Consider the following 15,106-nt stretch of genomic DNA (forward strand, 5'->3'; position numbering starts at 1 on the left):
TGTTACAGTGCAAAAAATTTCTTTAGAACCTTCAGCGAGCATAAATCTTCCACATCTTTGTTAAAAAACTGTTCGCAGTGTTCATTAGCATTTTTAATGATTTCGAGGCATTTTTCAGGATTGTTGATGTAGAAATTTAGTTGTTCCTCCAAGTCAGAGTAATCGCTTTCAATTTCAATATAATGTTTGCCGCCAACCAGTTTCCCTTCCATAAACCAGGTTTCGAGCGTTGGTTTCGGCATTACGGCGATGGAATTTGATGACATTACCCATTTAAGGTTGGTCGCTACATCATTTCCCTGCAGACAAAGGATGAATTTATAATCCAAATGTGCCGCAAGCGAGATTTTAGGCTTATACCAAACTTCCGGTTTTGCACCGATTTTATTTACCTGACCTAAATCTGTTAATGGATGATCGAAATATTTCTCATAAAAATCAAACCGGTGTGTCTGGTAGACTGCGCCTCGGCCGATAAGCAGATCTTTTTTCTCTGAAAACTTTTTATCATCTTTGAGAAAAACAAAATGCCGGTGTTTGTCTAAATTGAGCAAAACGCTGTTCTGATTGTCATCTGAAATGGGCCGACTTTTTACGATGGAAGTAAGTTCCGGAACTTCGGTCACGTCGCCGAATACGAAATTGATATAAAGATTTTCATCGAAATACTTCGCATATTCGTACGTGTCAAAATAATAAGATTTGGGCGTTTTTGCCCTTTTTAAATCTTTAATTCTACTTCCTGAGGAATGTGGTTTTATACTTGTTTTACAGTAATAGTTAACCCGTTCTTCAACATGTTTCAGTTGTTCTGCAGAAAGTTTTTGTTCAAGGGAAATGATTTTTTGTTTGTAGTTTTTGCTGACGGGTAGCAGAAAATTCAAATATCCTTTAAGATAAAAAAGTAATTTGTTCTGCTTTTTACCGTTCATATACAATCAGTTACCTGAAGTAATCATCCTGAATCCGTACAATATCATCTTCCCCGAAGTAAGTTCCGGTCTGCACTTCTACAAAAATCAAAAGTTCATTAGTTCTGTTTTCGATTCTATGTTTTGCACCCTGCGGAATGAAAATGCTTTCGCCATATTTCACAATATGTTCAACTTCATCAAGAATTACCACGGCTTCACCCTGCACAATAGTCCAGAATTCCTGTCTGTGATGATGATATTGATATGATAATCGTTGGCCAGGATTCACTTCAATTCTCTTCAGTTTATAGGCAGCTACATCTGCCAAAACATAATATTTCCCCCAAGGTCTGTCGCCAATTTCCAGCATTTTAAAAAATGTTTAAGATGCAAAACTAAATAAAATATCTCAAATCCTGTATAAACTCAATTTTTACTTAAATTTGCAGCTTAAATTTTTAGCAACAATGAGCAAAGTACGTGTGCGTTTTGCACCAAGTCCTACAGGACCTTTACATTTAGGCGGGGTTAGAACAGCTTTATACGATTACCTTTTCGCGAAAAACCAGGGCGGCGAATTCGTTTTAAGAATTGAAGATACCGACACCGCAAGGTACGTGGAAGGTGCTGAAGATTATATTATGGAAGCCCTGGAGTGGTGCGGAATTATTCCCGATGAAAGCCCCAAACACGGAGGCAAATTTGCTCCTTACCGCCAGTCGGAAAGACGCGAAATCTATGATAAGCATCTGGCAGAAATCCTGAAAACAGATTACGCATACCTGGCTTTTGATACGCCTGAAGAACTCGATGCAATTCGTAAAGAATACGAAGAAAACGGCGAAGTTTTCGCCTATAATTATATCACAAGAAACCGTCTGAAAAACTCACTTACACTTTCTAAAGATGAGGTAGAGCGTTTGTTGGCAGAAAATGTTCCATACGTGGTACGGTTCAAAATGCCTATCGACAGAATATTGAATCTTGAAGACATCATCCGCGGAAAATCTTCAGTAAATACCAATACGCTTGATGATAAAGTTTTGGTAAAAAACGACGGAATGCCAACGTACCATTTTGCCAACATCATTGATGACCACGAAATGAAAATTACACACGTTATTCGCGGTGAAGAATGGCTGCCGTCTCTTGGTTTACACTATTTGTTGTATGAAGCAATGGGTTGGGAAAGACCTCAATTTGCGCACCTTTCTTTAATTCTGAAACCTGAAGGAAAAGGAAAACTCAGCAAAAGAGATGGTGATAAATTTGGTTTCCCGGTATTTCCTCTGAATTTTAGAGATCCCCAAACCGGAGTGGTCTCCAAAGGCTATAGAGAAGAGGGTTATCTCCCCGAAGCATTCATCAACATGGTTGCGCTCCTGGGCTGGAGTCCGGCTAACGACAGAGAAATTCTTTCTTTGGAGGAAATGACAAAGGAATTCGATCTTCATAAAGTTCATAAAGCCGGAGCACGCTTCAGCAAAGAAAAAGCAGAATGGTTTAATCACGAATATTTGAAGTTGACTTCCGATCAGGAAGCGCTCGTATTATTTAAAAAAGTTGAAGATATCAATCTTAGTCATTTAGATGATGACCAGTTGCTTAAAATAATTTCTTTAATGAAGGAAAGAGCCACATTCATCAAAGATATTTATACCGACGGTAAATTTTTCTTCGAAGCCCCTTCATCATACGACGAAAAAGCGGTGAAAAAAGCCTGGAACGAGCAAACCTCATCCCTGATGAATGATTTTGCGGAAGCATTGCACGGAACTGAAATCTTCGAAGCTGAGAATTTAAGACACATTATACACGATTTCGCTGAAACCAGAGGATTAGGAATGGGTAAAGTGATGATGCCACTGCGTTTAGCTTTAGTCGGTGAGTTGAAAGGTCCCGATGTTCCCGATATTTTGCAGGTATTAGGCAAAGAAGAAAGTGTGGGCAGGATAAAAAATGCAGTGAATAATATCAGCTGATTTTCTATTATTTTTCCTAAATTTGAAAGATTAATTCTTAACTAAAGAAATGGAGTATTTAAATTTTGAACTTCCCATAAAAGAACTGATGGATCAGTATCAAACCTGTTCATTGGTAGGTGAAGAGAGCGGAGTAGATGTGAAACTTGCCTGCTCGCAAATTGAAGATAAAATTATAGAAAAGAAGAAAGAAATTTACGGCAACCTTACCCCGTGGCAGCGGGTTCAGTTATCCCGCCATCCGGATCGCCCTTATACTTTAGATTTCATCAAAGGAATTACCGATAAAGACAGTTTTCTGGAACTTCACGGTGACCGTAATTTTGCCGATGATCCAGCAATGGTCGGTGGATTGGCAACAATTGACGGGCAAAGGGTGATGATCATCGGAACCCAAAAAGGGAGAACCACGAAAGAAAGACAGCTCCGCCGTTTCGGGATGAGTAATCCCGAAGGTTACAGAAAAGCTTTAAGACTGATGAAACTGGCAGAGAAATTTAAAATTCCTGTGATTTCATTAGTTGATACTCCCGGAGCTTATCCAGGATTGGAAGCGGAAGAACGTGGACAGGGAGAAGCAATTGCAAGAAATATCTTTGAAATGACCATGCTTAAAACCCCGATTTTCGTTTACATTATCGGCGAAGGAGCAAGTGGTGGAGCATTGGGAATTGGAGTTGGAAATAAAGTGTATATGTTAGAAAATACTTGGTACACCGTAATTGCTCCTGAAAGCTGCTCCTCAATTCTGTGGAGAAACTGGGATCATAAAGAAGACGCAGCCAACGCACTGAAATTAACTCCTCAGGATGCACTGAGAGAAAAATTTATAGACGGAATTATCGAGGAGCCGCTTGGAGGCGCACATTACGATCCGCAGGTTGCTTATGAGCACTTAAAGAGTTCGATTTTGCATAACATCAAGGCTTTCTCTTCATTTACCGGTAAAGAACTTGAAACCCAAAGACAGGATAAATTTATCGCGATGGGTCAGTTTAAAGGATAATAAAAAATTGAAATAAATCAATAGAAACGGGCTATAGCCCGTTTTTTTATGTGCAAAACTGATGGCTTTAGCCAAAGTTCTTCAATGATTATAAAACGAAAAATCCTGCAATGAAATTTGCAGGATTTTTTATATTTCGTATGAAAATTTTATTATTCGAAAAGTTCAGTAGTATTCAAAACGGTTACTTTGCCATCTTCGCAACGGATTGCTTCACCCGGGAAATTCTGAATCATATGGTAATCATGCGTTGCCATCACTACAGCCGAATTATTTTCGAACGCCACCTGCTTCAGTAAAGTCATAATTTCGTTCGAAGTTTCGGGGTCCAGGTTTCCAGTAGGTTCATCGGCAAGGATGAGTTCTGGGTGGTTTAGCAGGGCTCTCGCAATAGCAATACGCTGCTGTTCACCTCCTGAAAGTTCGTGCGGCATTTTGTGTTTTTTCGATTTCATGCCTACACTTCCCAAAACTTCATTTATCCGGTCGTCGATTTTAGTTTTGTCATTCCAACCCGTAGCTTCCAAGACAAAACGGAGGTTTTTCTCTACGGTTCTGTCGGTAAGCAACTGAAAATCCTGGAAGACGATTCCAAGTTTTCTGCGCAGGTTCGGTACATCAGACATGCGAAGTTTGGCAAGATCGAATCCTGCAACATTACCTTCTCCACCGGAAAGTGGAATATGTCCGTAAAGTGTTTTCAGCAAAGAACTTTTTCCGGAACCTGTTTTTCCGATAAGATAGCAGAATCTGCCTTTTTTGATATGAAGGTTTACGTCGTTCAGGACCGTAAAATTTTTCTGGGCAATTTTAGCACTTTTCAGGCGGATTACATCCTGGCCTTCGTGAGAGGAATGTGGCATACTTTATCTGATTGTTGTTGAATCTTCCCGATAATTCCGGGATTATTGATGTTGCAAATAACCTTGCCAAAAATAAAGAAAAAGTTTGTGTTTGTGCTTAATTTTGGCAAATTTTAACAACAAAAAATGCCTGAAAATTTACTTTTCAAGCATATTTGTATATGATAATTTCTGAGATTATCTCTTAGCTCTCGCCGAGCTAATACTTAAACTCTTTCTGCCTTTTGCTCTTCTAGCTGCCAAAACTCTTCTTCCGTTAGGAGTTGACATTCTTTCTCTGAAACCGTGCTTGTTTCTTTTTTTTCTTTCTGATGGCTGGAATGTTCTCTTGCTCATTGCTAATATTTTTTAGTAAAAACTATATCTTATTTTTCAGACTGCAAATATATGAAAGTTTTTACTTTCTGCAAACATATTTGAATTATTTTCAGTGAATGTACCTTACTTCTTTCCCAGAGGCTTGTGTACGCTTAATGATAAAAACTTATATTTGAAGTCTTAAAAAATTCAGATCAATATGTTTACGCCTTCAGAAATTTCATCGATTCAAAAACTCTTAATACCCGGAAACAAAATTGTGATTATTACGCATTATAACCCGGATGGAGATGCAATTGGTTCGAGTTTGGGGCTGAAACATTTCTTAAGCCAGAAAGGTCTGGAGGCTGATGTAATTGTTCCCAATGATTTCCCGAAATTCCTGAAATGGATGCCCGATGCAAAGAAAATCATCATTGCAGATTATAAAAGAAAACAGGCTGGTGAAGCTATTTATAACGCAGCTGTAATCTTTATTCTCGATTTTAACGCGTCTCACAGAAGTGGAAATCTCGTAGGCCCTTGGATTGAAAAAGCCAGAGCAAAGAAGATTTTGATCGATCATCACCAGCAGCCTGAAGATTTCGATTTTGTGTATTCGGATGTTAAAATTCCCGCGACTTCCCAGATGATTTATCACTTTATTGATGCGCTTAATGAAAGCGATTTAGTGAATAAAGATATCGCCGAATGCCTTTATACTGGAATTATGACGGACACAGGCGGTTTCCGTTTCCGTTCGACCAGCGCAACCACCCACAGAATTGTCGCTAATTTAATTGAAAAAGGAGCTGATCCGGCAATGATAACCTCAAATACCTGGGATACCAATACGGTTTCGAGACTGCATCTTCTTGCTTTGGTTTTAGGCAGGGTAGAAGTGGTGAAGGAAGGTAAAGTCGCGATATTATGGCTGAAACGTGACGAGCTGAAAGAGTTTGGCTTCCAGAAAGGAGATACCGAAGGTTTTGTAAATTATGGATTAAGCATCATGGGAACGCAGGTTTCAGCTTTCTTCATGGAAGATTTGTATGAGGATTTCATTAAAATATCCTTCCGTTCCAAAGAAGATGTAGATGTGAATCAGTTTTCCCGTAAATATTTCAACGGGGGTGGTCACATCAATGCAGCCGGCGGAAAATACAGGAAATCCATCGAAGAAACGATTGAAGATTTTAAAGAAAAAATTGCTGAAGAAGATTTCTAAAGCTCTTTTTAAATTATGTCAACAAGAGGACAAGAAGCGCTATAATCGCCGGCAGAGCCTGTACAAAAAATATTTTTCTCGAAGCAGTAAAAGCGCCATATAATCCTGCAACGGTTACACATGACAGAAAAAATTGGGCAACATACGTTGACCAGTTGGAGTCGTTAATCAATAAAGACCAAATGAGTCCGGCAGCCAAAAATCCGTTGTAGAGACCCTGATTTGCTGCCAGGCCTTTCGTTGGTGTGAAGAGTTCGTCTTTTAATGCGCCTTTAAATGATTTTTTTCCTAAAGTCTCCCATGCAAACATCTCCATGTACATGATGTAAAGGTGTTCCAGAGCCACAATTGCGATTAAAATCTTTGAGAGAATTTACATGGTTATCGGATTTTAAAAGATTAAATTTTTGGGTAGATTGTGCAGCAGTTCGGTGTTGATGATTGCTGCGCAAACTGCCGGTTTTTCCCAATGTCCGTTATGACCGCAATCGAGCAGGTAAGATTTAATGTTGGTTTTGTCAGGCAGGTTTTTAAGCGTTTTCTCCACATTTACAGCCTGATCGTGTTTTCCGGCAATGATGAGAGTTTTTCCCGAAAAGTTTTCCAGAACCGATTTTCTGTCCACCCGTTCGGTCATTCCTTTCACGGCTGCAAGAACGCCGTCTGTTTTAGTTGAAAGTGCTATTTCTTTAGCCAGTTCAATTTTGCCTTCAAGAATATCTTTTTCATTTGCGTTAAATAAGTTGGGAACGCCTGCTTTTACGTAGTTTGTGTAAGCTTCCCGAATGATTCGGTGGCTTTTCCTGCGCTGTTCTTTCTTTTCTTCATCATCAGCAAAATAGGTTGAGAAGAATAAGGTCAAACTTTTGAGAACCTCCGGATATTTCTCGGCAAAAGCCAAGGATGCATAACCGCCCATGGAATGTCCCAAAAGATGAAAATTACCGAGTTTCAGATGATCAGTTAAATTTTTTATTTCCTCAGCCATGAATTCCATCGTGTGGATTTCATTGTGCACTTTAGAAAGGCCGTGCCCGGGAAGATCAACTTTTATTAATGTAAAATCTTTAGCAAGATAAGGTTCCATGTCTGTCCAGATCATTAGATTTTCCATGAAACCGTGCAGTAAAACCAGTTTTTCTTTGCCTGTGCCCGAGATTTCGTAATTCAGCATAATTTAATTTTTTGAGGTTTCTTAAAAGTAAATATCAATGTACTCAACAAATCCGGAACCATTAATTTTGTCCTGAAGTCGCCAGAAGTTGCCTTTTCCTTCGTCCAGAAAAGTCGTTTTCTTGGTTCTGGTATAGGTTTTTCCGTTAATGTTCTGAATGATTTTCCCTTCAAAGTTAAGATGTTTGGCTGAAACACGGTTGATGATGCCTTCCATTTTTACAGTGTTTTGTCCGGATTTCCCGCTGCCTGAAATTGTATATAAATCCCGGCCTGTCTTTTCGAAATTTACTTTTCCGTTAATTGCGGGGCTTTCATCAGAACTGAATCTTAGTACATGCGTTCCGCTCAGATCTGCAAAAATATTTTGGTTGTTTTTCAGTCGGATGCTGTCGTTTATTTTCATCCTAACAACATTAATCGACTCAATGATTTTGGTACTGTCTGATTTTGTAGTGTTAAGATGCGGTTCTTTTTTTGTGCAGGAAAAAAGTGCCGATGTGAAAAGAAGGATTAAAATTTTATTCATAAAAAAATGATGATTTTGTTCAAATTTATATAAAATTTGAAAGCAAAATATTTTTTTAAAGAATAGAAGAAGATATTATTTAAATTTTCGTTTTAGAATCCATCACGATTGTAACAGGACCATCGTTAAGCAAAGAAACTTTCATATCGGCTCCGAAAATTCCGCTTTCTGTTTTTAAACCAGATTGGGCAACCGCAGTTTTAAAATATTCGAATAATGGAACTGCTTTTTCTGGTTTGGCAGCTTTTATAAACGAAGGTCTGTTTCCTTTTTTATAATCGGCGATTAAGGTAAACTGGCTGATGCAAAGTATTTCGCCTGCAATGTCTGTGACGGAAAGATTCAGTTTTCCTTCCTCATCGCCGAAAATCCTAAGATTCAGGATTTTCTGTACGAGCCAATCGGCATCACTTTTTTCATCAAGTTCATCAATTCCGATCAGGAGCAGCAAACCGTTCGAAATTTCGCCAACAATTTTACCTTCAACTTTTACGGAGGCTTCAGAAACTCTTTGAATGACAGCTTTCATGCATTAAATTTAGTTGAAAATAGTTAAGATTCCGGTAGCTGAATCGAAATTATACCGGTAAGTTTTTGGCGCAATCTGCGCATTTTTTATAGGTTCTCCGGTAATCAGAATCCATTCGGCACCATCTTTTGGACACACGATTTTAATGTTGTTTTCTACACTCAGTGTTGTATTGGTGTCGGGGCAGATGTGCGGTGCATTACGGTCGTAAACTTTAAATCCGTTTGTGGTACGCACTACGATGAGACCACGTGTTCCGGCTTCCTGCTGGTTTACATAAATCCAGCCGTTTACATTTTGTAAATTATAATATGCGGGCAAATTAATGTTTAAAATAACATTTACGGGAACGTCGGGAAAGCAATTTACGGTTTCTTCACGTTCATTGCAGGAACTGATGTTTAAGGCGCTGAAAATGAGTATAATTGGTAAAATGACTGTAGAAATAATTCTTTTCATTTAAAAATAAAATTTATATATTTGTAAAACGAATACAAACAGAAATCATTGTCCGGCAAATGTCGGATTATTTTTTTATACTAACGCAAATTAAAAGAAATTATGGCAAGTTATGTTACCAAAGAAGGTTTGGACAAAATGAAAGTGGAACTGGAACAGTTGGAAACTATTGAAAGACCAAAAATTACCCAGCAGATTGCTGAGGCTAGAGATAAAGGCGACCTCTCGGAAAACGCAGAGTACGATGCTGCAAAAGAAGCACAGGGAATGTTGGAGATGAAAATTTCTAAACTGAAGGATTTAATTATCAATTCGAAAGTAATTGATGAATCGCAACTTGATACTTCGAAAGTTTCAATTTTAACCACCGTAAGACTGAAAAATAATACGACAAAAGGAGAACAGAAATTCACTTTGGTGCCGGATAACGAAAGTGATCTTAAAGCGGGAAAAATATCCATTAACACGCCGATTGCGAAAGGTCTTTTAGGGAAAGTTGTCGGTGAAACTGCAGACATTGTCTTGCCAAACGGAAACAAACTTTCTTTCGAAGTTTTGGAAATCTCTTTGTAAAAAGTTTAAGTAATCAACACATATCTGGCGAAATTTATTCAAAGCTTTTTTAATTATGTTGTAAATTTGCAGCGTTAAAACCGTCGCATTTTGAAATAATGCGGCATCAAACCCAAAAACATGAGTTCCATATTCACAAAAATCATCGAAGGCGAAATCGCTGCGTACAAAATCGCAGAAGATGAAAATCATCTCGCTTTTCTGGATGCAATGCCATTGGTAAAAGGACATACTTTGGTGATTCCCAAAAACGAAACCGATTTTATTTTCGATCTGGAAAATGAGGATTTTAAAAACTTATGGAGTTTTGCACAAACTGTTGCCAAAAAACTCGAAAAAGCCTATCCGTCCCAAAGAATAGCAGTTGCAGTGGTAGGTTTGGAGGTGCCTCATGCACACATTCACTTAATTCCGATTGAAAAAATGGATGATATGAATTTTAAAAATTCCCGTTTGAAATTATCGGATTCTGAATACAGAGAAATTCAGAATGATATCATAAACTCATAAAAACCAAAATTTTTGTCAAAGTCGAAAAAGCTTTGACAAATTTTTTGAATAATATTCTCACTAAAAAAGTTATAAAAAATATATGAATTCCAACCAGTGTTCATTCTGTGGAAAAAAACGGAACGAAGTACAGATCTTGATTTCCGGAAACGAAGGCTTTATCTGCGAAAACTGTATCGAGCAGGCGCATGCTATCATTATGGAGAATACCCCGTCCTCCGGTTTTTCCGCCGCGGAAAGTATTTCGGATTTACAGAAACCCAAGGAAATAAAATCGTTCCTTGATCAGTATGTTATCGGGCAGGACCAAGCAAAAAAACAGCTTTCAATCGCGGTTTACAATCATTATAAAAGACTTTTACACGCCAAGGATGAAAACCGGGAAGTAGAAATCGAAAAATCCAATATCATCATGATTGGTGAAACGGGTACCGGTAAAACACTTTTGGCAAAAACAATCGCCAAAGAACTCAATGTGCCGTTCTGTATCGTAGATGCTACGATTCTTACTGAAGCAGGTTACGTTGGTGAAGATGTGGAAAGTATCCTGTCTCGTCTTCTCATGGTTGCCGATTATGATGTGGAAAAAGCAGAAAAAGGTATCGTTTTTATTGATGAAATTGACAAAATCGCCAGAAAATCTGATAATCCAAGCATCACAAGAGATGTTTCTGGAGAAGGTGTTCAGCAGGGATTGCTTAAACTTCTGGAAGGAAGTATTGTAAACGTGCCACCACAAGGCGGTAGAAAGCATCCTGATCAGAAATACATTCAGGTAAATACTCAAAACATTCTCTTTATTGCCGGTGGAGCTTTCGACGGAATTAAAGAAATTATTGAGAGACGCCTGAATAAGCAGGCCATAGGCTTCAGTGCTGAAAAACTCAATAAAGCTGAAGATTACATTTTAAGTCAGATTAATGCGATTGATTTACGCAAATTTGGTCTTATTCCGGAGCTTTTGGGGCGATTCCCAATAGTGACTTATCTGGATAAACTCACAAAAGAGACGATGGTAAGAATTATGAAAGAACCAAAAAATTCGATCATCAACCAATTTATAGAGTTGTTCAAGATGGACGGTGTAAATCTTAAATTCACAGATGAGGCTATTGAGGCAATTGTAGAGGAAACCATGGAAAAAGGCTTGGGAGCCCGGGGTTTGAGGGGTGCCACAGAAAAAGTACTGGAAGATTTTATGTTCGATATTGAAGCTCAGGATGAGATAGTGCTTACCAAAGCAAATATTAAGTTTTAAGATTTTCTACTATTTATTTTATATTAAAAAATTAATTAATATCTTTGTTTGTGAATACTTAGTTATTTGAAAAACACAAACACACATAAAATGAAAAGAAATCTATTTACTGTAGCGCTCCTGGCGTTAAGTTTACAAAGTACCGCCCAGGTCATGGTCCATGTGGACAATTCGGGTATATTTTATGTCGGTGAAAACGCGCTTGTTTATAACGGGGGCGGTTTACAGACTAAAGGAAGCGGTATTTTAGATGTGAAGGGCAATGTCATGATTGAAGGCGCTGCCACTGATGTTTTGAAAACATTAGACAATGCCGGAACAGGCAATAAAACCGACGGAGGTAACATTATCCTGCGACTAAATGATCCTGCGAACTACGCAGCTTCTACTTATGGGCAACTCTACATCAACGGAATTGCACAGGGCAACATCTCTGCGATAGTGGATAAGGAATACCGCACGGCTAAACACGGTACTTACCAGCAAATTGCACTTCCTTTTTATAATAAAACAATCAATACACTTTCAGGTACAGGTATCGGCACATTAGGGAAAACATTTTCAAATGTCAGATATTCAAAAAACGAAGTCCTTACCTGGAATAATTTGACAGCTGTTTCAGATAACCTGAATATTTCTTCTTTAACTCCCAAAAGTACCACTTATTACATGCTTGGTTCCAACGGTTTTGATTCTGGTAATCCGCCAGCATCAATGCCTGCAAACGCACCAACTCCAGCAGGTACTGTATATACCCTTAAAGGAATCCCTTTCACTAACGGGGTAACGGAAAAGTTAACTAATGCCGCGAATGGCGTTAATTTTGGTGCAACGGGTAACGCTCTAAATTCATATAACGAACGTTACAATTCATACCTTCAGGATGATTGGGATTATCCTGTAGCTCCTACTAATCCATGGTCAGTTGCTACTTTTGGCCGAAATATTTATCAGTTTGGTAACCCGTATCTTACTAATTTAGATTTAGGGTTTATAGGGATTACAGAAAATGGTGCAGTAACTGATAACAATAATATTTCATCCATTCAGGGTATTCGCTACGATCCGGGAACTGTAGTTTCCCTTCCATCCGGAACATTCTCAACCGGCGCCAAATATGTGAATTTTACATCAGGTGCACCTGTTCCTGTGGGTGATGTTGGCCTCATAATTAAACCCATGCAAACGTTTGTGGTAAAGCTCAGAAATAATAATGCTGAGGTAGGTTCCGATAAAACTTTAAGTTTTGATAATTTAAGAAGATTTAAATCTACACCCAGAAATAACACTACAGGATATTCTGTAAATGCCGGGAAAGGTGCTGATGCTAATGGTACGTTAAAACAACTTGGCGTTATTGCACTAAGTGAGGAAGGTACAGAACTTGCAAGGACATATTACGCGGTTTACCCTTCTGCAATTACAGGTCATACTGCGGAGCAAACTGCGCAGTCTGTTTTAGGAAACCAAAACATCATTGGTACATTTGAAGAAGATGCAGTGAATGGCGGTTATGATATGAACTATATTAATGCTTACTGGTTATATATTAATGAAGCCAATGAAAACGATTTTTTAGGAAAAGCGGTCCCTTTAGCTTTATATAACAGCGGCATCAAGTCACTGAAATTTGAAATTAGAGAGAATACTGAACTAATTGAAAATGGAGTTCATCAATTATCTACAGGTACAGGATTTTATTATAAATCTCCCGACGGTCAAGCCATGGAGATTTTGCAGAATCAGGTGATCCCAGTTACTTCAGACCGATACAGCCTGTTCTACGGAAAGCCTAGTGGTGTATTAGGAACAGATGGAACTGCGAAACCTTCACGTACTAAAGTAGTTTATCACCAGTTGATCGACAATTTTGTGGTTCATTTTGATCCAAATTGGAAAACAGCGGATATCCAAGTGTATGACATGAGTGGAAAGTTAATTCTTGCCGAGAAAAAAGTGTTGGCAGACAAAGATTATGTTTTGAATCTTGCGAAAGCGAACAGTGCTTATATTGTTACAGCAGTTTCAGAGAAGGGTGAAAAAATTAGTTCCAAAATTGTAAGATAATATAAAACACAAATTATGAAATTTCTCAATAAATCTTTACTATTCTTTTGTCTCCTGATAGGAACGGTATTTTACAAAGCTGAACCTTTACCGCCTGCTCCTTCTCCACCTGGTGGTGGTGGTGGTGTAGGTCCCGGAACTCCTGCGTCACCAATTGACATGTATGTATATGTATTGGCGGCGGCTGCCATATTATTTATGTGCTATTACCATTATAAAACAAGAAAAAAAATTGTATAAATTAATTTAAAGCTTTATAAACCCATCGAATTACGATGGGTTTTTTTATATTTACCTTATGAAAAAAATTGTTGCAATCTCAGCCTTACTTTTAGTAAACTCCCTGTCTGCCCAGTTCAAAATTAATATTGATGTACCCGCAGGCTTTAATCCTAAAGAAGTTTATCTGTACTCATTAAATGGTTCAAAAGACATCCTTACAACCAAAGAGATGAGAAAGGGTAACGGTTGGCAAATTGCTGTTACAAAGCCGTATTCGGGAATGATGAAGCTGTATTTTCCGGAAGGAAACATGTCGGTTAATTTTATTTCGGAAAATAAGGACGTAAAAATGAAGTTTGATACTGCGAACGGCAAGATTTCAAATATTGATTATCTTGATGAAAGCAATTTCCTGATGAATAATATTCAGGATGTGCAGCAAAAGAAAGAATATATTCTGCCCGCATTGGTTCAGATAAAAGATTATTACAAGGCAGATACCCAATTCAGAAAAGCGCTGGATACTGAAATATCGCGTCTTTCTGTGGATGCGCAGGATATCAGCAGGTTCCCGTTCATCAATTATTACAACACTAACTACGCAAAATTCGTAGAAAAAAATCCTGCCAGAAAACCGGTTACGCATGATGAGATCATTGATTTCCTGGTAAAATCCAATGAAATGCTTGAAACTTCATCATTAATGAGACCTGTACTGTTGGCCTACCTGAATGTGGGTCCAAGTACAAATGTATCAGCAGATGTTGATAAGCTTCTTAAGGCGGTGAACACAGAAACCCCGCGTGGACAAACGGTATTGTCAGAGCTGATCGAGATTTTTGATGTTTATGAGATGAAGGATCTGAAAAATAAATATCTTACAGAAGCTACAAACCTGAAATGTACGATTAATGACCGCCTTGCCGGAACCATCGCAATCAATAAGAATACTGAAATTGGAGCTAAGTTTCCTGATTATGTATTCAATAAACCTACGAAAACATCAGCGAAATCGCTCGCAGCAGTGAAAGCAGATAAAAAAGTAATCGTTTTCTGGGCCTCAACCTGCTCTCATTGCGAAGCAGAACTTCCGAAACTTATCGAGAAGTATAACGCCATGAAAGCCCAGAAAATAGAAGTTATTGCCTTTTCACTGGACAGTGAAAAAGCGGCTTACGATAACAAAGTGAATAACTTACCCTGGATTAACGACTCCGAACTTAAAGGTTGGTACAGCAGTTATGCCGATACCTATAATGTGCGTGCAACGCCTACTTATTTCGTTCTGGATGCAAACAACACCATTATTGCCAAACCGGATCATGCCGCAGATGTAATTTCTTATTTAAAATTGAATTAATTTTTTGCTGTGTTGCAAAATATTTTTATCTTTGCACCACTTTAGCGGCGAGGTAGCTCAGTTGGTTAGAGCGCAGGATTCATAACCCTGAGGTCACGGGTTCAATTCCCGTCTTCGCTACAAACAATTCTGTAAA

18 protein-coding genes and 1 tRNA gene are annotated in these 15,106 nt (G+C 38.4%); 10 read left to right on the forward strand and 9 right to left on the reverse strand.

The genetic code is table 11. From position 1 onward, the window contains the following. Window positions 1-2 precede the first annotated feature (2 nt). Together OK344_RS12540 and OK344_RS12545 are read right to left on the reverse strand one after the other, a co-directional pair. A complete protein-coding gene (locus OK344_RS12540) occupies window positions 3-932 on the reverse strand; it encodes a glycosyl transferase family 90 (protein WP_265145099.1) in 930 nt (309 codons plus the stop codon). Between the two features lie 10 nt (window positions 933-942). Then, a complete protein-coding gene (locus tag OK344_RS12545) occupies window positions 943-1,281 on the reverse strand; it encodes a phosphomannose isomerase type II C-terminal cupin domain (RefSeq protein ID WP_265145129.1) in 339 nt (112 codons plus the stop codon). A 100-nt stretch (window positions 1,282-1,381) separates the two neighbouring features. On the opposite strand from OK344_RS12545, the gene gltX reads away from it, so the two are divergent. Further along, window positions 1,382-2,896: a glutamate--tRNA ligase gene (gene gltX / locus OK344_RS12550; protein WP_265145100.1), complete on the forward strand. Its 1,515-nt coding sequence runs from the start codon at window positions 1,382-1,384 to the stop codon at window positions 2,894-2,896. 49 nt (window positions 2,897-2,945) lie between these two features. Further along, window positions 2,946-3,902: an acetyl-CoA carboxylase carboxyltransferase subunit alpha gene (locus tag OK344_RS12555; RefSeq protein ID WP_265145101.1), complete on the forward strand. Its 957-nt coding sequence runs from the start codon at window positions 2,946-2,948 to the stop codon at window positions 3,900-3,902. A 152-nt stretch (window positions 3,903-4,054) separates the two neighbouring features. Here OK344_RS12555 and OK344_RS12560 read toward each other — a convergent pair whose 3' ends face one another. Together OK344_RS12560 and rpmH are read right to left on the reverse strand one after the other, a co-directional pair. Further along, complete coding sequence (locus tag OK344_RS12560) at window positions 4,055-4,765, reverse strand: cell division ATP-binding protein FtsE (RefSeq protein ID WP_088469792.1); 711 nt, start codon at window positions 4,763-4,765, stop codon at window positions 4,055-4,057. 177 nt (window positions 4,766-4,942) lie between these two features. Next, a complete protein-coding gene (gene rpmH, locus OK344_RS12565) occupies window positions 4,943-5,101 on the reverse strand; it encodes a 50S ribosomal protein L34 (RefSeq protein WP_034755721.1) in 159 nt (52 codons plus the stop codon). A 181-nt stretch (window positions 5,102-5,282) separates the two neighbouring features. Here rpmH and OK344_RS12570 point away from each other — a divergent pair, with 181 nt between their 5' ends. Continuing rightward, a complete protein-coding gene (locus tag OK344_RS12570; RefSeq protein ID WP_265145102.1) occupies window positions 5,283-6,290 on the forward strand; it encodes a DHH family phosphoesterase in 1,008 nt (335 codons plus the stop codon). A 13-nt stretch (window positions 6,291-6,303) separates the two neighbouring features. Here the strand turns inward: OK344_RS12570 and OK344_RS12575 are convergent, their stop codons facing one another. From OK344_RS12575 to OK344_RS12595, 5 genes are all read right to left on the reverse strand, one after another. Then, window positions 6,304-6,636 (reverse strand): DUF1304 domain-containing protein, encoded by a 333-nt coding sequence (locus OK344_RS12575; protein ID WP_407936712.1) that lies wholly within the window; start codon window positions 6,634-6,636, stop codon window positions 6,304-6,306. A 45-nt stretch (window positions 6,637-6,681) separates the two neighbouring features. Then, window positions 6,682-7,464 (reverse strand): alpha/beta fold hydrolase, encoded by a 783-nt coding sequence (locus OK344_RS12580; protein WP_265145103.1) that lies wholly within the window; start codon window positions 7,462-7,464, stop codon window positions 6,682-6,684. 21 nt (window positions 7,465-7,485) lie between these two features. Then, window positions 7,486-7,992 carry a hypothetical protein gene (locus OK344_RS12585; RefSeq protein WP_265145104.1) on the reverse strand — a complete coding sequence of 169 codons (507 nt, stop codon included), beginning with the start codon at window positions 7,990-7,992 and terminating at the stop codon, window positions 7,486-7,488. Between the two features lie 79 nt (window positions 7,993-8,071). After that, window positions 8,072-8,521 (reverse strand): D-aminoacyl-tRNA deacylase, encoded by a 450-nt coding sequence (dtd, locus tag OK344_RS12590; RefSeq protein ID WP_265145105.1) that lies wholly within the window; start codon window positions 8,519-8,521, stop codon window positions 8,072-8,074. A 9-nt stretch (window positions 8,522-8,530) separates the two neighbouring features. Then, on the reverse strand, window positions 8,531-8,980 hold the full coding sequence (locus OK344_RS12595; RefSeq protein WP_265145106.1) for a Rieske (2Fe-2S) protein: 450 nt from the start codon (window positions 8,978-8,980) through the stop codon (window positions 8,531-8,533). A 102-nt stretch (window positions 8,981-9,082) separates the two neighbouring features. Here OK344_RS12595 and greA point away from each other — a divergent pair, with 102 nt between their 5' ends. The 7 genes from greA (at window position 9,083) to OK344_RS12630 (ending at window position 15,090) form a co-directional block, all read left to right on the forward strand. Then, complete coding sequence (greA, locus tag OK344_RS12600) at window positions 9,083-9,553, forward strand: transcription elongation factor GreA (RefSeq protein ID WP_265145107.1); 471 nt, start codon at window positions 9,083-9,085, stop codon at window positions 9,551-9,553. Window positions 9,554-9,673: 120 nt separating this feature from the next. Further along, entirely contained in the window at window positions 9,674-10,063 is a 390-nt protein-coding gene (locus tag OK344_RS12605; protein WP_265145108.1) for an HIT family protein, read from the forward strand. 82 nt (window positions 10,064-10,145) lie between these two features. Further along, complete coding sequence (gene clpX, locus OK344_RS12610; RefSeq protein WP_265145110.1) at window positions 10,146-11,321, forward strand: ATP-dependent Clp protease ATP-binding subunit ClpX; 1,176 nt, start codon at window positions 10,146-10,148, stop codon at window positions 11,319-11,321. A gap of 90 nt (window positions 11,322-11,411) precedes the next feature. Then, complete coding sequence (locus tag OK344_RS12615; protein WP_265145111.1) at window positions 11,412-13,388, forward strand: DUF8694 domain-containing protein; 1,977 nt, start codon at window positions 11,412-11,414, stop codon at window positions 13,386-13,388. Window positions 13,389-13,403: 15 nt separating this feature from the next. After that, the gene (locus OK344_RS12620; RefSeq protein ID WP_088469803.1) at window positions 13,404-13,628 is read left to right on the forward strand and encodes an Fjoh_0651 family PID-CTERM protein; all 225 of its coding nucleotides are present in this window, start codon (window positions 13,404-13,406) and stop codon (window positions 13,626-13,628) included. Between the two features lie 58 nt (window positions 13,629-13,686). Beyond that, the gene (locus OK344_RS12625) at window positions 13,687-14,970 is read left to right on the forward strand and encodes a TlpA family protein disulfide reductase (RefSeq protein ID WP_265145112.1); all 1,284 of its coding nucleotides are present in this window, start codon (window positions 13,687-13,689) and stop codon (window positions 14,968-14,970) included. A 46-nt stretch (window positions 14,971-15,016) separates the two neighbouring features. Further along, window positions 15,017-15,090, forward strand: a tRNA-Met gene (locus OK344_RS12630). Window positions 15,091-15,106: the final 16 nt, after the last annotated feature.

The sequence above is a fragment of the Kaistella yananensis genome, assembly GCF_026107505.2.
GTDB classification, from domain to species: domain Bacteria; phylum Bacteroidota; class Bacteroidia; order Flavobacteriales; family Weeksellaceae; genus Kaistella; species Kaistella yananensis.